We start from the raw sequence: 24,673 nt of genomic DNA, 5'->3' as shown, positions 1-24,673 counted from the left end.
GCATTCTCAGCGCACGACGGCGCGTGGCCGGCTTCCGCTCGGAGGCCGGCCACGCGCCGCTTCTGTCGGGCGCGCCGCCGGCCCGCGGGCGGCGCCCGCTCCGCGGCCTACGATGGCTGCGTGGCGATCATCCATCACGCGACCCTCGTGCCCGGCAAACTCGACCTCATCGGTTCCTGGCTCGAGCGCCAGCCGTGGGCGCCCTCTGGCCTGGCAGGCCTCGAGCGGCTGGGAACCTACCGTTTCGACGACCCCGCGGGCGGGGTGGGCATCGAGGGCTTCCTCCTGCGGTGCGGGGACGCGGTCGTCCACGCGGTCCTCACCTACCGCGGGGCGCCGCTCGAGGGCGGCGAGGACGCCCTCGTCGGCACGATGGAGCACTCGGTGCTCGGTACCCGCTGGGTCTACGACGCCGCCGGCGACCCGGTGGGACGCGCTGCGCTCACCCGCGGCGCCCGCGGCGAGCAGCCCCAGGCGGTGCTCGAGGACCACGGCCCCGAGGGCGTGACGGTCCGGGAGTCCGACGTGCGCGTCGGCGCGGCGCAGGGCACTCCGACCGGGGCCGAGGAGGACGGCGCAGCACTGAGGGTCGCCCGATGGCTCGGAATCCACGGCCGTCCCGGGGACGCTGTCACCGGCCGCTGGCTCCTGGTCGCCTCGCTGGACGGGGCCGACGTCGCTCTCGTGGCGGTCGGCTGAGTGATTTCTGCCCGATTTCGGGCAGATTTTTGATTTTCGCACGTCCCGCAGGGCACACTCGGTGGCGTGCCTGATGAGGAAATCGTTCGACGCATCGCCGGGAGCACCGGTCTGACCCCTGGGGAAGCGGCGCGCGTGATCGAGGACGTCATCGCCTGGTACGGGGAGCCGGTCGAGGAGTACGTGCGCCGCCGGCACAGCCACCTCCAGACCCACGGCACCCGAAACGCCGAGGCCTTCGCGATCATCGCCGACGAGCTCGGTAGCAGGCCGGTGAAGGCGCCGCCGCTCACCGAGCGCCAGCTGCGCCGCATCGTCTACGGCTGAGGGGTCGGCACCGACCATCCGCACCCTCGGCCCCGCGGGTGCGACGACCAGAGGGAGAAGCACCATGTGTGGAATCGTCGGCTACATCGGCACGGAGGCCGCTGCGCCCTTCCTCATCGAAGGACTGGCCCGCCTCGAGTACCGCGGCTACGACTCGGCCGGCATCGCCGTCCTCGGCACGAACGGCACGACGCTCGTGCGCACCGTGGGCCGCGTCCGCGCGCTCGAGGCGGCGCTCCCGAAGCGCCTGGCCGGCAAGGTCGGGATCGGCCACACCCGCTGGGCGACCCACGGGCCCGTCGCCGAGCGGAACGCCCACCCGCACAGCAGCGCCGACGGCCGGATCAGCGTGGTGCACAACGGCATCATCGACAACGCCGCCAACCTCCGGGCCTCCCTCAGGGCCGCCGGCGTCACGCTCGCGAGCGACACCGACACCGAGGTGATCGCCCACCTCATCGCCCGCTCCGAGGCCGAGACCCTCGAAGCCGCCCTCCTCGAGACCCTGGGCAGGATCACCGGCACCTACGCCCTCGCCGTGGTGGACAGCCGGCACCCGGACCGGATCGTCGTGGCCCGCAGCGGGTCCCCGCTCATCATCGGCGTCGGCGAGAAGGAGATGTTCGTCGCGAGCGACGTCGCGGCCCTCGTCCGCCACACCAACCGCGTGGTGCACCTCGAGGACGGCGAGCTGGCCACGGTCACCTCCTCGGGCTTCCGCACCTTCGACCGGGCCGCGAATGAGACGGACCGCGTCCCGGTCGAGATCGCGGTCGCCGCCGAGGACCTCGAACTCTCGGGGCACGAGCACTACATGCTCAAGGAGATGCAGGAGCAGCCCGCCGCCGCCGAGACGTGCCTGCGCGGACGCCTCGACGAGCGCTTCGCCACCGCCCGCCTCGACGGTCTCGGCCTCGAGCCCCGCGAGCTCCGCAGCTTCCGGCGCGTCAAGATCCTCGGCTGCGGCTCGGCCTACTACGTCGGCCAGCTCGGCGCGCAGCTCATCGAGGAGCTCGCCCGCATCCCCGCCGACGCCGAACCGGCCTCGGAATTCCGCTACCGCCAGCCGATCATCGAGCACGACACGCTCTACGTCGCCGTCAGCCAGAGCGGCGAGACGGCCGACACCGCCTTCGCGGTCAACGAGATCCGCCGCAAGGGCGGCCGCGTGATCGGCCTCGTGAACGTCGTCGGGTCGACCATCGCCCGCGAGGTCGACGGCGGCATCTACCTCCACGCGGGACCCGAGGTCGCCGTCGCGTCCACCAAGGCCCTGACCAACATGGGCCTGGCGTTCGCGCTCCTCGCGCTGCACCTGGGCCGCCTGCACGACCTCTCGCACGCCGACGGGCAGCGCATCCTCCGCGGGCTGAAGGCCATCCCAGCCCAGATCCAGCAGATCCTGGACGCGGAGGGCGAGGTCGCCGCCGTCGCCCGGCGGATCGCCTCGGCGCAGAGCGCGTTCTACATCGGGCGTGTGCGCGGATTCCCGGTGGCGCGCGAGGGGGCCCAGAAGCTCAAGGAGATCAGCTACGTCCACGCCGAGGCGTACCAGACGAGCGAGCTCAAGCACGGCCCGCTCGCCCTGATCGACGAGGACATGCCCACCATCGCGGTCATCCCCGACGACGAGCTGACGGAGCGCAACATCGCCGCAGCCGAACAGGTGCTCGCCCGCAAGGGCCGAGTCCTCGCCATCACCCATGAGGGGGTCGGGCTGGACCTGCCGGGGGTGGAGAGCATCGAGGTCCCCAAGAACGAGCCGGAGCTGGACCCCATCCTGCTCACCATCCCGACCCAGCTCCTCGCGTACCACGCGGCCCTGGCCCTCGGCCACGACATCGACAAGCCGCGCAACCTCGCCAAGTCGGTCACCGTGGAGTGAGGGCCCGATCGGGTGCGGCTAGCGGGCGAGCTTCCTCGGGTCCACTGAGGGGTCCGCGAGCCGGTCCGGGTCGGGGACCAGGCCCCGGTCGATGATCCGCCGCGCCGCCCGGACCACGAGCGGCTGGTCGACCGCGGCGGCTCCGAGCAGGCGCCCGTCCTCGGCGACGAGGAATGCCGCGGCCGGCACGCCGTCCGCCTCCCGCAGCACCGTGCGGGCGCCGGGCACCTGCCGGGCGTCCATGGTCCCGACGGCCTCGACGTGCACGCCGTAGCGGTCCGACCAGAACCACGGCGAGCCGAACTCGGGCGACGCCTCACCGAGGATCCCCGCCGCGGCGGCCTGGCCCGAGCGGACGGCGGCCTCCCAGTGCTCCGCGCGCCGCTGCAGGTGGACGACGCCGTCCTGCCGCCGCACGCGCGTCGCGTCGCCGGCCGCGTAGACCGCAGGATGGGACGTCGAGCCGTCGGACCCGACCACGATCCCGTCCTCGGCAGCGAGGCCGGCTGCCGAGGCGAGCGCGGTGTCCGGGATGACCCCGATGCCCACCACCACAGCATCGGCGCGCACGGTGCCGCCGTCGGCCAGGCGCACGAGGTGCGGGCCGGCGTCGCGCGCCCCCTCCTCGATCGCGACGGGCGCCCCCACGAGGGTGGCGACGCCGCGCCCGCTGTGCATCGCGTGGAGCCTGAGGGCCAGCTCCTCGCCGACGGCCGGCACGAGCGGGGTCGCGACAGGGTCGATGAGCGTGGCCTCGGCGCCGAGGGCCGCGGCCGCGGAGGCGACCTCGGCGCCGATGAGGCCCGCACCGACCACGGCGATGCGGGCGCCGGGGACGAGGACGCGGCGGAGCGCGTCGGCGTCGGTGCGGGAGCGCAGCGCGACGGCACGGTCGCCGCCGGGGATGCCGAGTCGGCGGGGCAGGGCGCCGGTGGCCAGGAGGAGGCGGTCGGCGTGCAGCCGGGTGCCGTCCTCCAGGGCTACCGCCGGGCGGCCGGGGGAGAGGTCGAGGGCCGCGGCGCGGGCGGCGACGACCTCGATGCCGTGCTCGGTGTACCACGACTCGGGGGCGAGCAGGATCCGGCCGGCGTCCTCCGTGCCGAGGAGGTAGCCCTTGCTCAGGGGCGGCCGGTCGTAGGGCAGGCCCTCGGGGGAGACGAGGGTGAGGGCGCCGGCGTAGCCGCGGGCGCGGAGCTCCTGCGCCGCGCTGAAGCCGGCGACGCCGCCGCCCACGATGACGACGCGGTTCGGCGTGCCCACCGCGGTGCTACTGGGCGCAGGCGTCGGGATCGGCGCCCGTGCCCGGATACAGGACCACCTGGCCATCGCGGACCTCGACCCGGTGGGTGCGGGTGTCCTCTGTGGCGGGCAGGCACAGGACCTTCCCCGTGCGCAGGCTGAAGCTCGAGGAATGGAGGGGGCACTCGACCGTCTCGCCCTCGATCCAGCCCTCGGCGAGGGAGGCGTCCTCGTGCGTGCACGTGTCGTTGAGGGCGAAGAAGCAGCCCGTCTCGGCATGGAAGACCGCGATCGGTTCGTCGAAGCCGGACTCCTCGGGCTCCACGACCTTCGCCGTGCCCTCCTCGATCTCGCCCGTGCTGCCGACCACGATTCCTTCGCTCATGGCTTCCACTCTAGCGAGGGCCCGGATGCTGCCCCGCCGGGAGCTCACAGCAGGCGCCGCTGGCCCGGTGGCTGCACCCGCAACCAGGCGTAGCCGTAGCTGTCGAGGGAGATCTCGACGTCGCCGCCCTCGGACACCCGGAGCGCCTCTTCCGGGAAGGTGCTGGACTTGAGCAGGTCAAGCAGCAGGAAGCCGCTCCAGCCGGATTCTCCGTCGGGCCGGTCGGGAGGTTCCCCGAGATTGAGCGGCACGATCACGGCCTCGGGGGAGAAGTTGTGCAGCGCGAGCATGCAGGCGTCCTCCCAGGTGTTCAGGTGGGCCAGGACAGCCTTGTGCGGGGGGTCCAGGACCCGGCACGTGCCCCAGCCGAGCTCGGGACACTCCCGATAGCGCTGGGTGAGCAGGATGATGAAGTTCAGCAGGGAGTCCGGGTCGCGCCTCGCGGAGGCGACATTCACGTGCTGCGGCCCGTAGCCTCCTTCGGGCAGCGGGCTCACAAGGTCCGCCGGTGCCGCGGTGGAAAAGCCAGCGCTCGGCTCCGCGGTCCACTGCATCGGCGTCCGCACCGCCATCCGGCCCTCGGCAGCGAGGTCCTCCCCCATCCCGATCTCCTCGCCGTAGTACAGCACCGGGGTGCCAGGAAGCGCGAACAGCAGTGAGTAGACCAGACGGATCCGGCGGGGGTCGCCGTCGAGCATGGGCGGGACCCTGCGCTTGAGGCCACGGCCGTAGACCTGCATCTGCGGTTCGGGGCCGAAAGCGGCGAATACCTCCTGGCGTTCCTCGTCCGTCAGCTTGTCCAAGGTCAGCTCGTCGTGGTTCCGCACGAACGTTGCCCACTGGCTGTCCGGAGGGAGCGGCGGCCGGTCGCGGAGGGCGTCCGCCAGGGGGCGAGCGTCCTGTCGGGCCAACGACAGGTAGATCTTCTGCATGACGATGAAATCGAACAGCATCGTCAGCTCGTCGCCGTCCGGGCCCCCGAAGTAGTCCAACTGCTCCTGGTACGGGAGGTTCACCTCGCCCAGGAGGATGGAATCGCCGGCGCGGCGTCCCATGAACTTCCGGAGCGCGCGCAGATAGTCATGGGGATTGTGGACCTTGTGGAGCTCTTCCTTCCTGACCCCCTCCATCGAGAGGAAGTACGGCACCGCGTCGACGCGGAACCCGCTGATGCCCAGATGCAGCCAGAAGCCGATCACCTTGGCGATCTCGTCGCGAACCTTGGGGTTCGCCACGTTCAGGTCAGGCTGCTCCTTGTAGAAGTGGTGCAGGTACCACTCCCCGGATGTCTCGTCCAAGGTCCAGATCGACGTCTCCTGATCGGGGAAGACGACGTCGCCCGAGGTGTCCGGGGGAGGGTCGGAGCGCCAGATGTAGAAATCGCGGTACGGGCTGTCCTTGGAGGAACGGGCAGCCCTGAACCAGGGATGCTGGTCCGAGGTGTGGTTGACCACGAGGTCGACGATCACCCGCAGCCCGCGGTCCTGCGCCATGCGGATGAACTCCACGAGGTCACCGTGGTGGCCGAGGCGCCGGTCGACGCCGAACAGGTCCGTCACGTCGTAGCCGTCGTCGCGGTGGGGTGTGGGGTAGAACGGCATGAGCCACAGGCAGGTGATCCCCAGCTCGGCGAGGTAGTCCACGCGCTCGGCCAGTCCTGCCAGATCGCCGCAGCCGTCGCCGTTGGAGTCGTAGAACGTCTCCACGTCCAGGCAGTAGATGATGCCGGTCTTCCACCACAGGTCGGAGGTGTCCGTGATGCGCATGGGGGGACATTCCCCCCATCGGAGCACGGGAAACGGGCGGCGGCCTCCCACGGAAGCCGCCGCCCGCCGTCGTGCGTGGTGCCCTACTTCTTCGCTAGTCCTTCTCGGTCAGCGTGCCGCCGGCGATCCGGAGGCGGCGCTCGGCGCGGCGCGCCACCGAGGAGTCGTGCGTGACGAGCACGATCGTGAGCCCCTGCCGCCAGAGCGTCTCGAAGAGGTCCATGATCTCGTCCCGGGTGCCCTCATCGAGGTTGCCGGTCGGCTCGTCCGCGAGGAGGACCTTGGGGCGCTTCGCGAGGGCACGGGCGATGGCGACGCGCTGCTGCTGGCCCCCGGAGAGCTCGCCGGGCAGGTGCGCTGCGCGCTCGCCGAGACCCACCGAGGCGAGGGCCTGGGTGGCACGCTCTGCCCGCTCCTTGGCGGGCAGGCCGAGGGGTGCGAGGCCCATCTCGACGTTCTCCTGCGCGGTCAGGGTCGGGATGAGGTTGAAGGACTGGAACACGAACCCGATCTCGCGGGCTCGGATGTCCGCGAGCTGCCGGTCCCGGAGCCGGGAGATCTCCCGGCCCGCGAGGGTGACCGTGCCGGAGGTGGGCCGGTCCAGTGCGCCGAGCATCTGCAGGAGCGTGGACTTGCCGCCGCCCGTGGGGCCCTGGATCGCCACGAGCTGCCCGGCGGGGATGCTCAGGCTCACGCCGTCGAGTGCCCTGACCACGCGCTTGGACTGCTGGTAGGTCTTGGCGACGTCGACCAGCTCGAACATCGGCGCCGAGCCGGCCGGTGCGGAGCTTGTCTGATCCGGGTCCGGGGCGGTGGTCGGGGCCTGGACGGGGTTCTGGTCCTCGTCGGGGGTCGTGGTGCGGTGCATGCTGGGTTCCTCTGTTCCGAGTCGCTTCTCGTCCTGGACGCTCATCAGGCCACGCTCCGCAGGGCCGCTGCCGGCTGCAGGCGGGCCGCACGCCATCCGCCGACCATGCCGGCGATGAGGCCGCCCGCGATCGCGATGACCACCGCGATGAGGATGACGGAGGGGGTCACCGGGGCGCCCAGGACCACCTGGGTGGCCGCCGCTCCGGCTCGGCCGAACCCGCCGCCGCCGAAGCCGCCGCCCTGGCCTGCACCGCCCGCGGCCTGCCGGGCCGCCTGGCCGGCGCCGCGGCCTACGCCGGCCGAGGCGCTCAGGGTCGGGGAGAAGATGTTCAGGGCGAGGACGGCGAGGAGGCCGATGGCGATCCCGCCCACGGCGCCGATCGCCGACTGCACGAAGGATTCGCCCGCGACTTGGCGCACGATCCGCGAGTTGCGCCACCCGATCGCCTTGAGGGTGCCGAACTCCCGCGTGCGGCGGGAGACGCCTGAGAGGGTCAGGAGCGCTGCGAGCAGGAATGCGGCCAGCAGGACCGCGATCGAGAGCCACAGGCCGAGTCCCGAGACCAGGCTCGAGGCGTTGGCGAGGGAGCCGGAGACATTCGACGCGAGGTCGTCCTGGGTGTTGACCGTCTCGTCCGGCAGGGCCTTCTGGAGGGAGGACTTGACCGTGGAGAGCTGGTCCGAGGACGCGGCCTTGACGTAGACCGTGCTCACGACGTTGGGCTGGCTCGAGAGGGTCTGGGCGACGTCCAGCGGGATGTACACGTTCGCGGCGGTCTCCGACTCGGAGCCGGTCGCGGAGACCAGGCCCACGATCGTGAAGTCCGTCCCGCCCACGTTCACGGTGCCGCCGAGCTTCAGGCTCGCGGTCGTCGCGTAGGACGAATCGAGGACGGCGTTGTGCTTGCCGACGTCCTGGGTCCCGAGGGCACGGCCCTGGGCGACGGTCGCGGCGGCGAGGGGGCCGACCGTCGAGGCATCGGAGTCGATCCCGAGGACGCTGAAGGAGTTGATGCCGAACGATCCGCCCGGGCCGCGGCGGAACTCGCCCTGCCGGGAACCCGTGGCGGACTGCGCCGGGGCACTGGGGGCGGCGGTGGCGCTGCCATTCTGGTTGACCTGGCCGTTGAGGGTGAGGTTCATGAGCGAGAGCGCGGACGAGGCGGCCTGGACGCCGCCGGTGCCCTTGACCGTGGCCAGCGAGGTCGACGCGAAGGTCGAGGCGCCGCGGCCCGAAACGAGCCGCGACTGGTTCACCGAGGTCGACGAGCCCGCGGTGCCGCCCGTGCCCCCGTTGAAGTCGAACCGCTGTCCGGGCTGCGCGCCGGCGGTCGGGGGGGCCGCGGCCTTGGTCACCGTGATGTCGGTGCCCACCCCGTACACCGACGCGAGGGCGGCCTTCTGGGCATCGCGGACGCCCGCGGAGAGGGCGTTGACGACGATGACGAGTGCGATGGCCAGGGCCAGGGCGATGGCGATGATGGCGGTCTGCTTCCGCCGCCCTGACAGCTCCCGCCGCAGGTACCGAGCAAACATGGGGTGTCCCTTCGATGCGCGGACCTTCGCCGCGCCTGCCCCGAAGGCTATGGCGGGAAACTATGGGATCTGTAGGGCGAACCTGTGGTGCTGCTGTGTCGGGATGCGGCTGCTGGGGCCAGAACCTCTCCCGCGGCGCTGATCAGGGGTGGCAGACTGCGGACACGTGCACGGTGCGGACAACGCGAAAGGCAGGCCCCATGAGTCCACTCAAGGCCCTCTTCATCGGCGGCAGCGGCACCATCAGCTCGGCGTGCGCGCGGCTCGCCGTGGAGCGCGGGATCGAGCTGACGGTCCTCAACCGCGGCACCGGCCGGCGCGAGGTCCCCGCCAGCGCCGAACAGCTCGTGGCAGACATCCGCGATCCCCAGTCCGTCCGGGATGTGCTGGGCGGGCGCGAGTTCGATGCCGTGGTGGACTGGGTCGCGTTCACCCCCGACCACGTGCAGACCGACCTCGGGCTGTTCGAGGGCCGCACCGGCCAGTACGTCTTCATCAGCTCCGCATCGGCCTACCAGACCCCGCCGGCGCGGCTGCCCATCCGTGAGTCCACGCCGCTGCGGAACCCGTACTGGCAGTACAGCCGCGACAAGATCGCGTGCGAAGACGTCCTGACCTCGGCCTACCGGGAGCGCGGCTTCCCCGCGACCGTCATCCGGCCCTCGCACACCTACGACAGGACGCGGCCCCCGTTCAACGGCGGCTGGACGGTGGTCGAGCGGATGCGGCAGGGCAAGGAGGTCGTGGTCCACGGCGACGGCTCCTCCCTGTGGACCCTGACCCACCACGAGGACTTTGCCCGCGGCTTCGTCCCCCTGCTCGGGCACTCGAGGGCGCTCGGCGAGGCCTTCACCATCACCTCGGACGATGTGCTGACGTGGGACCAGATCGCCCACGTCCTGGCCCACGCCGCCGGGGCGGAGGCCCGGATCGTCCACGTTCCCTCCGAGGCCATCGCGGCCGTGGACCCCGAATGGGGTGCCTCGCTCCTGGGCGACAAGACCCATTCGGCGGTCTTCGACACCTCCAAGCTCCGCAGCATCGTCCCCGACTTCGCTCCCTGCATCCCCTACGAGCAGGGCGCGCGGGAGATGGTGGCGTGGCATGACGAGGACCAGGCACGCAAGGCGGTGGATCCCCACATCGACCGGCTGATGGACGAGCTCGCGGACCGGTTCCGCGTCGCCCCGGCCCCCCACTGACGGCACGGACCTGGAAGCGAGACGATGAGGAACTGGGCTGGAAATCTCGAGTACGCGGCGGCGGCGGTCGTGCGGCCGGAATCGGCGCAGGAGCTCGCCGAGTTCGTCGCCGGCGCCGCGCAACGGGGGGAGCGGGTCAAGGCGCTGGGCTCGCGCCACTGCTTCAACGACATCGCGGACACCGGCGGGGTCCACGTCGTCCTGGACCGGCTGCCCGGCGGGATCGAGGTGGACTCCGCTCGCCGGACGGTCCGCGTGCCGGCCGGCACCACCTACGGAGCGCTCGGGGCAGCCCTCGAACGCGAGGGCTGGGCGCTGCACAACCTGGCGTCGCTGCCCCACATCTCGGTGGGCGGTGCCGTCCAGACCGGCACCCACGGCTCCGGCATCGCGAGCCCGGCCCTGGCCTCTGCCGTGACGGCGATCGAGCTCGTGCGGGCCTCCGGCGAGCTCGACCGGCTTGACGCGGCCAGCGGCGAGGAGTTCCTCGGCAGCGTCGTGGGCCTGGGGGCCCTCGGCATCGTGACGGCGCTCGAGCTGGCGATCGAGCCGACCTACCGGGTACGGCAGCAGGTGTTCGAGGGGCTGCCGTGGGACGCAGTGCTCGCCGACTTCGACGCGGTGGCCGGGGACGCCTACAGCGTCTCGCTCTTCACCGACTATGCCGGGGACACCGTGCCACACGCCTGGCGCAAGGTGCGCGTCGGCGCCGGCGAGGACGGAAGCGCCGGCGCCGCGCCGGCGTCCTTCTTCGGTGCGGCTCCCGCCGGGCGGCCGCGGCACCCGCTGCCCGAGATGGATGCGGGCAACTGCACCCAGCAGCTCGATGTTCCCGGCCCGTGGCTCGACCGGCTCCCGCACTTCCGGCACGAGTTCACCCCGAGCGCCGGGGACGAGCTGCAGACCGAGTACCTCCTGCCGCGGGCCCGGGCGGCGGAGGCCCTCTGCGCGGTGCGGACGCTCGCTGCGCGGCTGGCACCGCTCCTCTACGTCTCCGAGGTCCGCACTGTCGCGGCGGACGAGTTCTGGCTCAGCCCCTCCTACCGCCAGGACAGCGTGGCCCTCCACTTCACCTGGAAGCCGCTCCAGCGCGAGGTCGAAGCCATCCTGCCCGAGCTCGAGGACGCCCTCGCCCCGTTCGGCGCCCGACCGCACTGGGGCAAGCTGAACGCCATGCCCTCGGCCGCGATCGCCGCGCTCTACCCCCGGTTCGAGGACTTCCGGAGCCTCGTGGCCCGGCGCGACCCGGCCGGCGTATTCCGCAACGCCTACCTGGACCGCGTCCTCGGCTGACGGGCCTGTGCCCCGGCCGGGCCGGGCTAGCCCCAGAGCGTCCGCTGGAGCAGGGCCCGCAGCGACGCGACCTCGGCGGCACTGAGGGCTGCGAACTGCTCCGATTCGCAGGACTTCAGGGCCGCCTCCGCCTGGGCGTGCAGGCGCTCGCCGGCCGGGGTCGCGAGCACGATCTTCTGCCGCCGGTCGGTCCTTCCCTGCTCGCGCGTCACGAGGCCCTGCCCCTCGAGGTCGTCGATGAGCGCCACGATCTGGCTGGGGTCCAGGCTCAGGAAGTCGGCGAGCTCGCGCTGGGTGGGCTCGAGGCCGCTGCACGCGAGCCGCAGCACCGAGTAGGAGCGCTCGCGCAGGCCGAAGTCCGCGAGCGTGCGGTTGTTCAGGACCGAACCGGCAGCACGGACCTTCGCGAGCAGGAGCCCGATGTCGTCCGCGATCGCCGACGTCGCGAGCCGCGGGGTGTCGGCCGCATCCACGCCTTGGCCAATGCTCACCGGGGCCTCCAAACCTCATCAAAATTCAATCGTTGACATTTTCAATGATCCAGTATCTCATGGACTGTGACAAGGGTCTCATGGACGAGGCCACAGCCACAGACCGCAAGGGAGCAGGGCATGAGCCTGGCAGGCAAAGTAGCGATCGTCACCGGCAGCGGACAGGGTCTCGGCCTCGCCTACGCCAGGGAGCTCGCGCGTCAGGGCGCCGCCGTCGTCGTCAACGATGTCAACGAGGCCACAGCCGCCGCCGCGGTCGAGCAGATCCAGGCGGAGGGCGGGAAGGCGACCGCCGTCGTCGTCCCCGTCGGGACCACTGAGGCCGCGAAAGCGCTCGTGGACGGCGCCGTGAAGGAGTTCGGCCGCCTCGACATCCTCGTCACCAACGCCGGCATCCTGCGGGACAAGAGCCTGCTGAAGATGACGGACGAGGACTTCGACCTCGTCATCAATGTCCACCTCAAGGGCACCTTCACCTGCGTCCGCGAGGCCTATGCCTACTTCAAGGAGAACGGCGTCGCTGGCCGCATCGTCACGATCGGCTCCCCGACGGGCCAGCGCGGCAACTTCGGCCAGACCAACTACGCCGCCGCCAAGGCCGGGATCGTGGGCATGGTGCGCACCTGGGCCCTGGAGATGAAGAAGGCCGGCGTGACCGTCAATGCCGTCATCCCCGTCGCCGCGACCGCGATGACCAAGACGGTGCCGTACTTCGCGAAGGCCGTCGAGGCAGACGAGCGCGGCGAGGCCATGCCTGACTTCTTCCGCCACGACCTCGGCTTCGGCACGGCCGACGACGTCGCGGGCCTGATCGCGTACCTCGCCTCCGACGAGGCGGCCGGCATCACGGGCCAGGCGATCGGGGCCGGCGGCGACCGCCTCCAGGTCTGGACCCACCCCGAGCCCGCCACCACCGACTACCGCGAGGGCGGCTGGACCTACGAGGCCCTGCAGGAGAAGGGTGCCGAGCTGATCGGCGGACACCTGCAGAGCGTGGGCGAGGAGTTCCTCCCCCTCCCGGCCGAGCTCCAGCCCTCTGGGGCAGAGGCCCGCTGAGCATGTCCCGCTACGAACTCGGCCTTGACGTCGAGGAGCTCAACGCGATCGACATGCACGTGCACATCGAGATCGACGGCCACGGCCACTGCTCCCTCCCGGACGACCTCAACGAGGCCTCCTCGAAGTACTTCAAGGCCGAGGACCGCCACCCCACGCTCGAGAAGATCGCCGACACCTACCGCTCGCTGAACATGGCCGCCGTCGTCTTCACCGTGGACGCGCGCACAGCACTGAAGCACGAGCCGAACTCGATCGAGGACCTCATCGCCGGTGCCGCCGAGCACAGCGACGTCCTCATCCCGTTCGGCTCCGTCGACCCGCGCATGGGTGAGGAGGCGATCGCCCGGGCGAAGCACCAGGCCCTCGAGCTCGGCGCCCGCGGATTCAAGTTCCACCCGTCGCTGCAGGGCTTCGACCCCTCGAGCGAGGAGTTCTACCCGCTCTGGGAGGCCCTGGCGGAGCTCGGCCTCCCCGCCGTCTTCCACACCGGCCAGAACGGCATGGGCGCCGGGCTGCCGGGCGGCCATGGGATCAAGCTCAGGTACTCCAACCCGCTGCTTCTCGACGACGTCGCCGCTGACTTCCCCGGCTTGACCGTGATCATGGCGCACCCCTCGGTGCCCTGGCAGGACGAGGCGATCTCCATCGCCACCCACAAGTCGAACGTCTACATCGACCTCTCGGGTTGGTCCCCGAAGTACTTCCCGCAGTCCCTCGTTCGGGCCGCGAACTCGATGCTGGCGGACAAGGTCCTGTTCGGCACCGACTTCCCGCTCATCACCCCGGCGAAGTGGCTCGGCGCGTTCGCGGACCTCCCGCTCAAGGACGAGGTCCGGCCCAAGATCCTCAAGGACAATGCCGTCAAACTCCTCGGGCTCGGGGCCGCCGCGGAAGGGAAGCACTGAGATGGACCTGTACTCCGTCTGCGACTGGTACGACGCCGCGGGCCTGCTCACCGACGATGAGCGCCTGGTCCTGGGCCGGCTGCGCGACTTCCTCGACACGGCCGCCAGGCCGCTCGTGGGCGACTACTGGGAGCGCGGCGAGTTCCCCTACGAGATCGCCCAGCCGCTCATCGACCTGGACCTCATGGAGCCCGCCGAGCTCACCGCGAACCGGACGCGCCCCGCCCGGGGGCTCTACCACGGCTTCCGCATCTTCGAGCTGGCACGCACGGACGCCTCCATCGCCACGTTCTACACGGCCCAGGCGGGCCTGTTCCGCACGGCCATCCGCGTCGGCGCCTCCGAGGAGCAGAGGCGGGAGTGGATGCCCAAGGTCATCGACTTCTCGCTCAAGGGCGTCTTCTGCCTCACCGAGCCCGAGCACGGCTCCGACATCGCCGGCGGCCTGGCCACCACCGCCCGGCGCGAGCCGGGGACGGACACCTGGATCCTCGACGGCGCCAAGCGCTGGATCGGCGGGGCCTTCACGGCGGACGTCCTGGCCGTGTTCGCCCGCGACGTCGCGGACGGGCAGGTCAAGGCGTTCCTGGTCCCGCGCGAGGCCCCCGGGGTCACCCTGGAGAAGATCCACCGCAAGACGGCCCTGCGCATGATGCAGAACGCGCACATCACGCTCGAGGGCGTGCGCGTCACCGAGGCGGACCGGCTCCACGACGTGAACTCGTTCCGGGACGTCGCCGCCATGCTCCGGGCCATGCGCTCGGACGTCGCCTGGATCGCCACCGGCATCCAGGCCGGCGCCTTCGAGGCCGCCCTGCGCTACGTCACCGGGCGCGAGCAGTTCGGCCGGCAGCTCGGCGGGTTCCAGCTCGTCCAGGAGAAGCTCGCCCGGATGCTCGGCAACCTCACCTCGAGCCTCGCGCTCGTGGTCCGGCTCACCGAGCAGCAGGAGAAGGGCGTCTACCGCGACCAGGACTCCGCCCTGGCGAAGATGCAGACCTCGCTGCTCATGCGCGAGACCGTGGCCCTCGCCCGCGAGGTCGTGGGCGGCAACGGGATCACCCTGGATGCCGAGGTGGCGCGCTTCCACGCGGACGCCGAGGCCGTCTACTCCTACGAGGGCACCCACGAGATCAACGCGCTGATCGTGGGCCGGGCCCTCACCGGCCAGAGCGCCTTCACCAAATAGAGAACTCCAAGGAGAACACCATGACCGCACGCACCTCCGAGCCGAGGCTCGTCGTCGACTTCGACAAGCTCCTCACCCTGGCCGGCGCCGACCTCGGCACGACCGACTGGATGGAGATCACCCAGGACCGCGTCAACCTCTTCGCCGACGCGACCGACGACCACCAGTGGATCCACACTGACCCCGAGCGCGCCAAGGAGGGCCCGTTCGGCGCCCCGATCGCCCACGGCTTCCTCACGCTCTCCCTCGTCATCCCGTTCTGGGGCGAGCTGTTCGACGTCGAGGGCGTCACCACCAAGGTCAACTACGGGCTCGACAAGGTCCGGTTCACCTCGCCCGTCAAGGTCGGCTCCAAGGTCCGCATGGCCGGGACCATCGCCGAGGTGACCGAGGTCAAGGGCGGCGCCCAGATCAAGGTCAACGCCACAATCGAGATCGAGGGCCAGGAGCGCCCGGCCGTCGTCGCCGAGTTCCTCGCGCGGTTCTACAAGTAAGCCGTCCCGCCGCCCCCTCAGGAGTTCTGCATGTACAACAACGGTGTTGGCTCGTGGCTCCACCGCCGCCGCCCCAAGTCCGGGCCCCAGACCGCCCTCATTGCCGGCGACCGCACGCTGACCTACGCGGAGCTGTCCGAGCGGACGGACAGGCTCGCCAACGCGCTGCGCCGCCGGGGCGTGGCCCGGGGCGACCGCGTGGCGTACCTCGGCGAGAACGATCCGGCCTTCGTCGAGACGTTCTTCGCCGCGGGCCTCCTGGGCGCGATCTTCATCCCGCTCAACACCCGGCTCGCGGCCCCCGAGCTGCAGTTCCAGCTGCAGGACTCCGGCGCCCGCCTCCTCGTCCACGGCGCCCCCCTCGAGGGCCTCGCCGCCTCGGCCGCGGCGGGCACCGGGGTGCAGCACCGCCTCGTCGTCGGATCCGCGGACGACGGCGCCCGTGCCGCTCCCAGCGCGGGCGGCACCGCCGTCGTCGGGCGCTACGAGGACGCCCTCGCCGCGGCGCCCGACGAATGGATCGACGAGACGGTGGGCCTCGACGACGGGGCGATGATCCTCTACACGTCGGGGACCACCGGCCGGCCCAAGGGGGCGCTGCTCACCCACGGCAACATCACGTGGAACTGCATCAACGTCATCACCGACATGGACGTGAACCGCCACGACGTGGCGCTCATGATCTCCCCGCTGTTCCACGTGGCCTCCCTCGACATGGGCCTGCTGCCCATGCTGCTCAAGGGCGCCACCGTGGTGCTCGAGCAGAAGTTCGACCCCGGCCGTGCGCTCGAGCTCATCGGGCGGCACCGCATCACGGCCCTCAGCGGCGTCCCGACCACGTACCAGCTCCTCGCCGAGCACCCCGACTGGGCGACGACGGACCTCAGCTCGCTCGACAAGCTCACCTGCGGCGGCTCGGCCGTGCCGCTGCGCGTCCTCGAGGCCTACGAGGAGCGCGGGCTCGGGTTCTCGAACGGGTACGGCATGACCGAGACGGCCCCCGGGGCGACGACCCTGCCCGTGTGGCGGTCCCGCGAGAAGGCCGGCTCGTCCGGGCTGCCCCAGTTCTTCACCGACATCCGGATCGCCGATCCGCTCGGCGAGGTCCTCGGCCCGGGGGAGGTCGGGGAGATCCAGATCTCCGGACCGAACGTGATCAAGCAGTACTGGAACCGCACCGAGGCCACCCGGGACTCCTACGCGGACGGGATCTGGTTCAAGTCCGGCGACATGGGCTACCGCGACGAGGAGGGCTTCCTGTTCGTCTCCGACAGGCTCAAGGACATGATCATCTCCGGCGGCGAGAACATCTATCCCGCCGAGGTCGAGGCCGCCATCGTCGAGCTCCCCCAGGTGGCCTCCGTGGCCGTCATCGGGGTGGCGGACGAGAAGTGGGGCGAGGTCCCCCGCGCCGTCGTGACCCTGCGGGAGGGAACCTCGCTCACTCCGGAGGACATCCGCGCCCACCTCGACGGGCGGCTCGCCCGGTACAAGATCCCCAAGTCGGTCGTGTTCGTCGAGGAGATGCCCCGCACCGCGAGCGGGAAGATCCGCAAGGCCGAGCTGCGGAAGCAGTTCGCGCGGTAGGACTGTCTCAGAGCAGTGGGCGGCGCGGGCTACTGGTCGAAGTTGCCGTACTTGGCCCGCGCCGCGCTGTAGACGCCGTAGCAGGCGAGGCCGAGGGCCACGGCCGCGAGGATCCAAGTGCCGAAGGGCTGCGAGGCCAGCGATTTGAGGGCTCCGTCGAGGCCGGACTGCTGCTTCGGGTCATGGTGCACGGCCGCGACCAGGATCAGGATGCCCACCACGGCCACGGCGATCCCCTTCGCCGTGTAGCCGACGCTTCCCACGACCTTCACCCAGTCCGGCGCGGACTCGGTCGGCTGGGCGTCCTTGCCCAGGAAGCCGCGGGTCACCCCGCGGAAGCCGAAGTACACCCCGATGCCGAGGACCACGAGCCCGGCGATGAAGAGCACCACCGGACCGAAGGGAATCGAGAGCACGTTGGCGGTGGTCTGCTGGGACTGCTGGCTCGAGTTCTTCTGGTTGCCGAGGGCGAAGCTGACGAAGAGCCACGTGAGGGCGAAGTAGGCGAGCGCCGTGCCGCCGGGCCCGAGGGCCTTGGTCGGCTTGCCCTCGCGCCGCCACTTCGCGACGGCGTCGATGACCATCCACACGGCGAGGGCGGCGCAGCAGACGACGGCGGCCCAGAGCAGCACAGGGCCGCCCGGCGCCGAGGCGATCTGCTGGACCGCGCTCGACTGGTCGGCGCTCTTGCTGCTGCCCCCGAGCGCCACCTGGAGCGCCAGCCACGCGATGAGGATGTGCAGCAGACCCACGAACGCGAAGCCCGCGCGCGCCACCGTGCGTGCGGCGGGCGAGCTCGCGGCCCGCTCCGCATGGTGGGCGGCGTCCTTGGCGCCCCGCTGGGCCGAGTTGTCGGCCCCGCCGCCCCCGCGTGAATGATCGTCCACTGATGACCTCCTGAGGTGAGTGCTTCCCATCATCTTCGGTGCCCCTTGCCCCGCTTCGGTAGACTTGGGTGGCAAGAGCCCCGGAAGTCTTGCCACGACGCGCGAGAGACGGGGCCTTTGCATGTAGGCCGACGGCCAGCCGGGCCGTGGGCGGTGTCCGGGGAGGAATCCATGCCAGCAATCGTGATCGTCGGAGCCCAGTGGGGCGATGAGGGCAAGGGCAAGGCAACGGACCTGCTGGGGGGCCGCGTGGACTACGTGGTCAAGCCCAACGGGGGCAACAACGCGGGCCACACCGTGGTGGTCGGCGGCGAGAAGTACGAGCTCAAGCTCCTGCCCGCCGGCATCCTGAGCCCGAACACGATCCCGATCATCGGCAACGGCTGCGTCGTGAACCTCGAGGCGCTCTTCCAGGAGATCGAAGGGCTCGAGGCCCGCGGCGCCGACACGTCCCGGCTGCGCGTCTCCGCCAACGCCCATCTCGTGGCCCCGTACCACCAGACCCTCGACAAGGTCACCGAGCGGTTCCTCGGCAAGCGCGCGATCGGCACCACCGGCCGGGGGATCGGGCCGGCCTACATGGACAAGGTGGCCCGCCTCGGCATCCGAGTCCAGGACGTCTTCGACGAGTCCATCCTGCGGCAGAAGGTCGAGGGCTCGCTGCACCAGAAGAACGAGCTCCTCGTCAAGGTCTACAACCGCCGGGCCGTGGACATCGACGAGACGGTGGACTACTTCCTCGGCTTCGCGGAACGCCTGCGTCCCCTCGTCATCGACTCGACGTACGAGCTCAACAAGGCGCTCGACGACGGCAAGGTGGTCCTCATGGAGGGCGGCCAGGCCACGTTCCTCGACGTGGACCACGGCACCTACCCGTTCGTCACGTCCTCGAACCCCACCGCCGGCGGCGCCTCGGTGGGCTCGGGCATCGGCCCCACCCGCATCTCCCGGGCCATCGGCATCATCAAGGCATACACCACCCGCGTGGGGGCCGGGCCGTTCCCCACGGAGCTGTTCGACGAGATGGGCGAGTACCTGCAGAAGACCGGCGGCGAGTTCGGCGTCAACACCGGCCGGCCGCGCCGCTGCGGCTGGTACGACTCCGTGCTGGCCCGCCACGCCTCGCGCGTCAACGGCTTCACGGACTACTTCCTGACCAAGCTCGACGTGCTCACCGGCATCGAGCGCATCCCGGTCTGCGTCGCGTACGACGTCGACGGTGTGCGGCACGACGAGATGCCCATGACCCAGACCGAGTTCCACCACGCCAAGCCGATCTTCGAGTACTTCGACGGCTGGACCGAGGACATCTCGGGCGCCACGACCCTGGACGAGCTCCCGGCCAACGCCCGCGACTACGTCCTGGCGCTCGAGAAGCTCTCCGGGACGCGGTTCTCGGCCATCGGTGTCGGCCCCGACCGCGAGCAGACGATCGTGGTCCGCGACCTCATCGACTAGGGCGGTCCTCCCGCAGGGATCGCTGGGGCTGCCACGTGCACGGCGCGCGCGTCAGACGCTGAACTCGAGCATCAGGGCGGGCAGCTCGTCGGCGAGTTCGCGGGCGAGGAACCCGAGGGGACCGCACCTGCTGGCCAGCCGGTCGCCGGCCGAGGCGTGCAGGTGGGTGCCCCAGCAGGCCGCCTGCGCGCTGCTGGTTCCGCGCGCCCGAAGCCCGGCGATCGCGCCAGCCAGGACGTCCCCGCTGCCGGAGGTGCCCAGGCCGCCGTACCCCGTGGTGATCCTCCACCGCTCCGGCTCCTCCGGCTCGAGCCCGGGCGGCTGGCTGATGAACCCCTGGCAGGTGACCACGGCGTGGAACCTGTCGGAGATCTCGGCCAGGTCCTTCTCGAGGTCGTCCACGTCCCGGCCCAGCAGGACCGCCGCCTCCTTGCGATTCGGGGTCAGGATCAGCCGCCCGCGCCACGGGGCCAGCTGGTCCTCGAGGGACGCCAGGGCGCCGAGGGCGTAGGCATCGAGGACGACGGCGGGCCCTCCGCGGCTGCCCGGGTCGCCGCCGGGCCGGTCGCCGCGGGCGGCCTCGCGCTCGAGCAGCGCGGCGAGCAGCTGCCCGGCGAGCTCGGGATCGTCGAGCCCCGGACCCACCAGGACGGCGTCCGCCTCGTCCAGGGGCGCGGAGATCCGGTCCAGCTCCGGCCTGACCGAGCCGGCAGCGGTCTCCGGCAGGCCGATCGACCCGCACTCGGGCAGCGCCACCCCCACCTGCACGGCCACCGATTCGGCCACGGCCAGTGTGAGCTTCCCGGCGCCGGCGCGCAGGGCGGCCGTCCCCGCCAGCAGGGCGGCGCCGGGCGTGGCCCGCGCACCGCCCACCACGAGCACAGACCCGCGCGAGTACTTGTCCTGGCCCGGGGCAGGGAGCGGCCACTCCCGCAGGAGCGACGGCGTCACGGGGGTGGCGCCGGAGGAGTCAGCGCGGCCGGGCACTGGTGTCTCCCGCGTGCTCGGTGACCTCGACGCCCAGCTCTGTCAGGTGGTCGGCCACGTTGAAGCTCTCCAGCGTCCACGGTCCCACGCCGGAGGGGCGCACGAACCGCGTCACCGAGGCGTTGAGGATCGCTTCGCGGGAGGCGAGGTCCAGCAGCTCCCTCTCGCTGAGCCCCTCGAGCACATACCGGAAAAGCATGATCACGGCGTCGTGGCACACCAGCATCACCCGGTGCCCCATGCCCAGCGAGTTCACGTCCGCGAGGACAGACCGCAGCCGCAGGGCCACGTCCGCCCACGATTCCCCGCCCGGCGGCCGGTAGTACAGCTTGCCTAGCCATGCCCGGCGCTCGGACTCCTCGGGATAGCGCTGCTCCACACCCACTCGTGTGAGCCGGTCCAAAATGCCGAGCTCGCGGTCGCGCAGCCGCTCGTCGGTGCGCACCTGCAGCGGCCAGCCTGCCGTCTCCACCGCGATCTCGGCCGTCTGGCGGGCCCTCGCGTAGGGCGAGGACACCACCGCGTCCGGCCGGAGCTCTGCGGCGACCCGGCCCAGCGCGGTGCCGAGCGCCTTGGCCTGGTCCCGGCCGGTCCCGGACAGGTCCACGTCGGCATCGCGGGCAGGGACGTCGATCACCTCCACCCCGGCCTCACGCGCTTCCGTCGCCGCGACGTTGCCCTCGCTCTCACCATGGCGGATCAGCAGCAGCTCCACCGCCCCGGGCCCTTGGACGGCCTCCGCCAGGCCGCCGTCGTCGGCCGAACCGCTGTTCACTGACGTGTCCATCGAGACATCACCCCGTCCTTGCCGTGCCGGATCCAGGAACACCACCTACGCCGTACCCAGTGGGCGGCGGAAAGTAACCGACCGCGCCGGCGGCGGACCGCGCCGCGCCGGCCCCAGCGGGGCCGGAAGGGGCTCCCGAAAGAAAATCCGGAATCCGCGTAACCTTCCGGGGGCCGCGGACGATTACGTGGATGTAAGCCGGGCTGGAATCTGTCCCCCATCATGTTCCAGCCCGGCTTCCTCTCTGCCCAGTCGGGCCGTCGGCGCAGCTGGCCCACGGCTAGACTGGGCGGGTTCTGCCTTCAGAATCCAGGGTCAGGAATCCAGAGGATAGCCGTGCTCGAATCGATCACCGACGACGATCTCGCGCCGGGCGCGCTGACGGAGCACGAGCTGTTCACCCTCGTCTACCGTTCGCTGGCACCCGCGGTGATCGGCTACATGTCCGCCCGGGGGGTGGACGACCCCGAGGCGCTCGCGCAGGACGTGTTCGTCGCGGTGCTCCCGCGCCTTGGCTCGATCACGGGCGGGGCGGCGGGGCTGAAGACGCTCGTCTTCTCCGTGGCACACGCCCGGGTGGTGGACCATTACCGCCGGACCGAGCGCCGGCCGCGGATCGTCGACTACGACCCGCTGCTCGACACCCGCGAGACCGCCTCCGCCGAGCACGATGCCCTCCTCGCCGCCGGCCAGACCGATGCGGAGATCCTGATCGGCAGGCTCAAGGGGGACCAGAAGGAAGTGCTCACGCTCCGCATCGTGGCGGAACTGAGCATCGAGGAAGTCGCCTCCGTGCTCGGCAAGACGCCGGGCGCGGTCAAGCAGCTCCAGCGCAGGGCCCTGTTGGCCCTGCGGGAGCACGTAGCAGAGGAAGAGTGGGTCCGATCAGCGTGAAGAGGACGCAGGTGCAGGCGGTGCTCGCCGAGGAGGGGCTCGAGCACGACGCCGCGCTGACGGCCGCGCTCGGGCGGATCGCCGCGCTCCGGCTCGCCGAGCCGCCCGCGCCCACCGGCGAGCTGGCACGCCTCCTCGCGGGCGGACAGGCGACGGACAGTGCGACGGCGCCGCTCGCCGTCGTGCTCCCGCTCACCCGGGCGGCGGCCCGGAAGGCCGAGGCTGCCGCCGCCGCCCCGAGGCCGCGCTGGATCAAGCGCCACCGCGGGGCGATGGTCGGCGTGCTCGTCGCGGCGGGCATGGGCCTCGGGGCAAGCGGCGTCGCCGCGATGACGGGCCAGGCCTGGGACTGGCACGCACCGCTGCGCCCCGCCGTCGGGCCCTCGCTGGCCCACGCCGCCGAGCCGCTCGCCCCGGGCGAGGCCGCGCCCACCGGCACCCCCACCGGTACCCCGGCGCCCCCGCTGGGCGCAGGCGCGGCGAGCGCCGCCGCGGGCGTCGCCGGGGCGGGGGAGGCCGGAGACCGGGGCGCCGCCCGGCCGGTCCAGGGCCGGGGCGACGGGGCCTCCCCGGCGCCCCGCGACGCCGGGGACCAGGGCCGGCAGGACCAGCAGCAGCCCCAGGGCAGCGCGCGGGGGCGTGCCTCCGGCGACTCCACCGAGCCCGCGCGCCCCTCGCAGGGCACCCCGCGCCCGACCCCCAGCGGGAGCGGGGCTGGAGGCGGCCAAGGAGGAGAGGGGCAGGGCGGGGACGCCCAGGACTCCGGACGGTAGCGCGCCGCAGTAGCATGGCCCCATGCGGCACGTGAATGATCCTGCTGTCATCGACCGCCTCATGAGCACGCCCGGGACGTGGGCCATCGTGGGGCTGACCCGCAACGAATGGCGCGCCGCGCACGCCGTCTCCCTCACTGTCCGCGACGTCATGGGCAACCGCATCATCCCGGTGAACCTGCGCGGCGAGGACGTGCACGGGGAGAAGGGCTACGCGCGGCTCGCGGACCTCCCGGCGGAGCTGCACCCGATCGACGTGGTCGACTGCTTCGTGAACTCCACCCGGGTCGGGGAGGTCGTGGACCAGGCCATTGCCGTGGGCGCCCGGGCAGTGTGGATGCAGCTCGGCGTCGTGGACGAGGCCGCGGCCGAGCGGGCGCAGGCGGCCGGACTCGACGTGGTCATGGACGCCTGCCCCGAGCGTGAGCTGTGGCGGCGCGGCCGCAGGACCGCGTGATGGAGGCGGCCCAGCTCAGGGAACTGTGCCTGGGATTCCCGGGGGCGTACGAGGACTTCCCCTTCGGACCCGAGGCCTCGGTGTTCAAGGTCCGGTCCCCGCGCGGGGGCGACGAGCGGCCCGGAAAGATGTTCGCCCTCTCCACCCTCGACGCGGTCCCGCTCAGGGTCGCGCTCAAGTGCGACCCTGCGCTCGCGGTCCAGCTGCGGGCCGCCCATCCCGAGATCACCGGTGCCTGGCACCTGAACAAGAGGCACTGGAGCGACGTGCGCCTCGACGGCGCCCTCACCGAGGAGGACGTCCGGGACCTCGTCGAGGACTCGTACGACCTCGTCGTGGCGGGGCTCCCCAGGGCGCACCGCGAGGCGCTGGGCTGGAGCCGGCTCGCCCGCTGAGCAGGCTAGGGTGGGAGCGTGCTCGAACAGTCCACGCTCGATGCCCTGTGGGACTTCTCCGACCCGGCCGCCTCGGAGGCGGCCTTCCGCCGCGCCCTCGAGGACCCGCGGTTCGACGACGCGGAGCGCTGCGAGCTCATGACGCAGCTCGGCCGCGCGATCGGCCTGCAGGGCCGCGTCGAGGAGGCCGATGCGCTCCTCGACGGCATCGACTGCGGGCCGGACCCCACGATCGGCGTGCGGGTCGTCCTCGAGCGCGGCCGTCTCCTCAACTCCTCTGGGCACGCCGCCATGGCCGTGCCGCTGTTCGAGCAGGCCGCCGAACTCGGCGAGCACCTCGGGGAGGAGTTCCTCGCCGCTGACGCGTTCCACATGCTCGCGATTGCGGACACCGAGCACGCGGAGGCGTGGGCCCGCGCCGGGATCGAGTACGCCAGCAGCTCCCACAGCCAGCGGGCCCAGCGGTGGTGCGCCTCGCTCCACGGGAACCTCGGCTGGATGTTCCTCGACGCGGGCGAGCCCCACCGCGCGCTGGTCGAGTTCCAGCTCGCCGAGCAATGGGCCGAACGTGTGGGCACCCCGGCCCAGGTGGCGTGGGCGCGCGAGGGGATCGAGGCCTGCCGCGCCACCGGCGGCTGACCAAACTACCGAAAGGAACCCATGTACTTCATCGTCGTGAAGTTCGAGACCAAGCCCGAGTACGCGGAGCAGTTCCCCGAGATCGTGCGCGAGTTCACCGAGTCAACGCGCAAGGAGCCCGGGAACCTGTTCTTCGAGTGGTCGCGCTCGCTCGAGAACCCGGCCGAGTACGTGCTCGTCGAGGGCTTCACGGACGACGGCGCCGCCCCGCACGTGCAGAGTGCGCACTTCGCGAAGGGCCTCGAGTCCATGCGGCCGTGCCTGGTCAGGACCCCGAGCATCATCTCCCGTCAGGTCGACGGCGAGGGCTGGGGCGAGATGGGCGAGCTGCAGATCGGCTAGCACCCCTCAGCACGACGGCGGCCCGAAGCACGGCGACGGCCCGAAGCACGACGGCGGCCCGGTCGCCTTCCGCGCGGAAGGCGACCGGGCCGCCGGCGTAAGCCGGGTGGGGGTGCCCACCAGGGTG

26 protein-coding genes are annotated in these 24,673 nt (G+C 71.7%); 17 read left to right on the top strand and 9 right to left on the bottom strand.

Annotation, left to right across the window (positions count from 1 at the left end; all coding sequences use genetic code 11):
• The first annotated feature begins 120 nt into the window (after positions 1 to 120).
• From J2W20_RS18410 to glmS, 3 genes are all read left to right on the top strand, one after another.
• A complete protein-coding gene (locus J2W20_RS18410) occupies positions 121 to 699 on the top strand; it encodes a maltokinase N-terminal cap-like domain-containing protein (RefSeq protein WP_307008515.1) in 579 nt (192 codons plus the stop codon).
• A 66-nt stretch (positions 700 to 765) separates the two neighbouring features.
• Complete coding sequence (locus J2W20_RS18405) at positions 766 to 1,026, top strand: hypothetical protein (protein ID WP_307008513.1); 261 nt, start codon at positions 766 to 768, stop codon at positions 1,024 to 1,026.
• Between the two features lie 64 nt (positions 1,027 to 1,090).
• Positions 1,091 to 2,911, top strand: coding sequence for a glutamine--fructose-6-phosphate transaminase (isomerizing) (gene glmS / locus J2W20_RS18400; RefSeq protein ID WP_307008511.1), 1,821 nt, complete (start codon positions 1,091 to 1,093; stop codon positions 2,909 to 2,911).
• 18 nt (positions 2,912 to 2,929) lie between these two features.
• Here glmS and J2W20_RS18395 read toward each other — a convergent pair whose 3' ends face one another.
• The 5 genes from J2W20_RS18395 to J2W20_RS18375 all read right to left on the bottom strand — a co-directional run bounded on the left by J2W20_RS18395 (position 2,930) and on the right by J2W20_RS18375 (position 8,707).
• Positions 2,930 to 4,171, bottom strand: coding sequence for an NAD(P)/FAD-dependent oxidoreductase (locus J2W20_RS18395; RefSeq protein WP_307008509.1), 1,242 nt, complete (start codon positions 4,169 to 4,171; stop codon positions 2,930 to 2,932).
• A 7-nt stretch (positions 4,172 to 4,178) separates the two neighbouring features.
• Positions 4,179 to 4,535 carry a non-heme iron oxygenase ferredoxin subunit gene (locus J2W20_RS18390; RefSeq protein ID WP_307008507.1) on the bottom strand — a complete coding sequence of 119 codons (357 nt, stop codon included), beginning with the start codon at positions 4,533 to 4,535 and terminating at the stop codon, positions 4,179 to 4,181.
• A 44-nt stretch (positions 4,536 to 4,579) separates the two neighbouring features.
• Positions 4,580 to 6,301, bottom strand: coding sequence for an alpha-amylase family protein (locus tag J2W20_RS18385; RefSeq protein WP_307008505.1), 1,722 nt, complete (start codon positions 6,299 to 6,301; stop codon positions 4,580 to 4,582).
• Between the two features lie 94 nt (positions 6,302 to 6,395).
• On the bottom strand, positions 6,396 to 7,064 hold the full coding sequence (locus tag J2W20_RS18380) for an ABC transporter ATP-binding protein (protein WP_307008543.1): 669 nt from the start codon (positions 7,062 to 7,064) through the stop codon (positions 6,396 to 6,398).
• Positions 7,065 to 7,213: 149 nt separating this feature from the next.
• Positions 7,214 to 8,707, bottom strand: a complete 1,494-nt coding sequence (locus J2W20_RS18375; RefSeq protein WP_307008503.1) for an ABC transporter permease — start codon at positions 8,705 to 8,707, stop codon at positions 7,214 to 7,216.
• A gap of 200 nt (positions 8,708 to 8,907) precedes the next feature.
• On the opposite strand from J2W20_RS18375, the gene J2W20_RS18370 reads away from it, so the two are divergent.
• Both J2W20_RS18370 and J2W20_RS18365 read left to right on the top strand, forming a co-directional pair.
• Positions 8,908 to 9,909: an SDR family oxidoreductase gene (locus tag J2W20_RS18370; protein WP_307008501.1), complete on the top strand. Its 1,002-nt coding sequence runs from the start codon at positions 8,908 to 8,910 to the stop codon at positions 9,907 to 9,909.
• Between the two features lie 24 nt (positions 9,910 to 9,933).
• Positions 9,934 to 11,202 (top strand): FAD-binding protein, encoded by a 1,269-nt coding sequence (locus tag J2W20_RS18365; protein ID WP_307008499.1) that lies wholly within the window; start codon positions 9,934 to 9,936, stop codon positions 11,200 to 11,202.
• 26 nt (positions 11,203 to 11,228) lie between these two features.
• Here J2W20_RS18365 and J2W20_RS18360 read toward each other — a convergent pair whose 3' ends face one another.
• Positions 11,229 to 11,693 carry a MarR family winged helix-turn-helix transcriptional regulator gene (locus tag J2W20_RS18360; RefSeq protein WP_373458053.1) on the bottom strand — a complete coding sequence of 155 codons (465 nt, stop codon included), beginning with the start codon at positions 11,691 to 11,693 and terminating at the stop codon, positions 11,229 to 11,231.
• A 120-nt stretch (positions 11,694 to 11,813) separates the two neighbouring features.
• On the opposite strand from J2W20_RS18360, the gene J2W20_RS18355 reads away from it, so the two are divergent.
• Genes J2W20_RS18355 through menE form a run of 5 tightly spaced genes read left to right on the top strand, consistent with a single transcriptional unit; the run spans position 11,814 to position 16,927 of the window.
• Positions 11,814 to 12,749, top strand: coding sequence for an SDR family NAD(P)-dependent oxidoreductase (locus tag J2W20_RS18355; RefSeq protein ID WP_307008497.1), 936 nt, complete (start codon positions 11,814 to 11,816; stop codon positions 12,747 to 12,749).
• A 2-nt stretch (positions 12,750 to 12,751) separates the two neighbouring features.
• Positions 12,752 to 13,657: an amidohydrolase family protein gene (locus J2W20_RS18350; RefSeq protein ID WP_307008496.1), complete on the top strand. Its 906-nt coding sequence runs from the start codon at positions 12,752 to 12,754 to the stop codon at positions 13,655 to 13,657.
• Position 13,658: 1 nt separating this feature from the next.
• Positions 13,659 to 14,846 (top strand): acyl-CoA dehydrogenase family protein, encoded by a 1,188-nt coding sequence (locus J2W20_RS18345; RefSeq protein WP_307008494.1) that lies wholly within the window; start codon positions 13,659 to 13,661, stop codon positions 14,844 to 14,846.
• Positions 14,847 to 14,866: 20 nt separating this feature from the next.
• Positions 14,867 to 15,340: a MaoC family dehydratase gene (locus J2W20_RS18340; RefSeq protein ID WP_307008492.1), complete on the top strand. Its 474-nt coding sequence runs from the start codon at positions 14,867 to 14,869 to the stop codon at positions 15,338 to 15,340.
• Between the two features lie 30 nt (positions 15,341 to 15,370).
• Positions 15,371 to 16,927: an o-succinylbenzoate--CoA ligase gene (menE, locus tag J2W20_RS18335; RefSeq protein ID WP_307008491.1), complete on the top strand. Its 1,557-nt coding sequence runs from the start codon at positions 15,371 to 15,373 to the stop codon at positions 16,925 to 16,927.
• 29 nt (positions 16,928 to 16,956) lie between these two features.
• Here the strand turns inward: menE and J2W20_RS18330 are convergent, their stop codons facing one another.
• Positions 16,957 to 17,814: a DUF1206 domain-containing protein gene (locus tag J2W20_RS18330; protein WP_307008489.1), complete on the bottom strand. Its 858-nt coding sequence runs from the start codon at positions 17,812 to 17,814 to the stop codon at positions 16,957 to 16,959.
• A 171-nt stretch (positions 17,815 to 17,985) separates the two neighbouring features.
• Here J2W20_RS18330 and J2W20_RS18325 point away from each other — a divergent pair, with 171 nt between their 5' ends.
• Positions 17,986 to 19,272, top strand: a complete 1,287-nt coding sequence (locus J2W20_RS18325) for an adenylosuccinate synthase (RefSeq protein WP_307008487.1) — start codon at positions 17,986 to 17,988, stop codon at positions 19,270 to 19,272.
• Positions 19,273 to 19,323: 51 nt separating this feature from the next.
• On the opposite strand, the gene J2W20_RS18320 is transcribed toward J2W20_RS18325, so the two are convergent.
• Both J2W20_RS18320 and J2W20_RS18315 read right to left on the bottom strand, forming a co-directional pair.
• Complete coding sequence (locus tag J2W20_RS18320) at positions 19,324 to 20,259, bottom strand: NAD(P)H-hydrate dehydratase (protein WP_307008485.1); 936 nt, start codon at positions 20,257 to 20,259, stop codon at positions 19,324 to 19,326.
• Positions 20,243 to 21,046 (bottom strand): histidine phosphatase family protein, encoded by an 804-nt coding sequence (locus tag J2W20_RS18315; protein WP_307008483.1) that lies wholly within the window; start codon positions 21,044 to 21,046, stop codon positions 20,243 to 20,245. Before J2W20_RS18315 ends, J2W20_RS18320 begins: the two co-directional genes overlap by 17 nt.
• Positions 21,047 to 21,382: 336 nt before the next feature.
• Here J2W20_RS18315 and J2W20_RS18310 point away from each other — a divergent pair, with 336 nt between their 5' ends.
• The 6 genes from J2W20_RS18310 to J2W20_RS18285 are packed head-to-tail and all read left to right on the top strand — an operon-like array spanning position 21,383 to position 24,546.
• Complete coding sequence (locus tag J2W20_RS18310; protein ID WP_307008481.1) at positions 21,383 to 21,940, top strand: RNA polymerase sigma factor; 558 nt, start codon at positions 21,383 to 21,385, stop codon at positions 21,938 to 21,940.
• Complete coding sequence (locus tag J2W20_RS18305) at positions 21,937 to 22,713, top strand: hypothetical protein (protein ID WP_307008480.1); 777 nt, start codon at positions 21,937 to 21,939, stop codon at positions 22,711 to 22,713. Before J2W20_RS18310 ends, J2W20_RS18305 begins: the two co-directional genes overlap by 4 nt.
• A gap of 22 nt (positions 22,714 to 22,735) precedes the next feature.
• The gene (locus J2W20_RS18300) at positions 22,736 to 23,170 is read left to right on the top strand and encodes a CoA-binding protein (protein WP_307008479.1); all 435 of its coding nucleotides are present in this window, start codon (positions 22,736 to 22,738) and stop codon (positions 23,168 to 23,170) included.
• A complete protein-coding gene (locus tag J2W20_RS18295; protein ID WP_307008478.1) occupies positions 23,170 to 23,565 on the top strand; it encodes an MmcQ/YjbR family DNA-binding protein in 396 nt (131 codons plus the stop codon). Before J2W20_RS18300 ends, J2W20_RS18295 begins: the two co-directional genes overlap by 1 nt.
• A gap of 18 nt (positions 23,566 to 23,583) precedes the next feature.
• The gene (locus J2W20_RS18290; protein WP_307008475.1) at positions 23,584 to 24,204 is read left to right on the top strand and encodes a hypothetical protein; all 621 of its coding nucleotides are present in this window, start codon (positions 23,584 to 23,586) and stop codon (positions 24,202 to 24,204) included.
• Between the two features lie 21 nt (positions 24,205 to 24,225).
• On the top strand, positions 24,226 to 24,546 hold the full coding sequence (locus J2W20_RS18285; protein WP_307008473.1) for a putative quinol monooxygenase: 321 nt from the start codon (positions 24,226 to 24,228) through the stop codon (positions 24,544 to 24,546).
• Positions 24,547 to 24,673: the final 127 nt, after the last annotated feature.

Source organism: Sinomonas atrocyanea (genome assembly GCF_030812675.1).
Classification (GTDB): domain Bacteria; phylum Actinomycetota; class Actinomycetes; order Actinomycetales; family Micrococcaceae; genus Sinomonas; species Sinomonas atrocyanea_B.
This window is presented reverse-complemented; position numbering and strand designations above follow the sequence as displayed.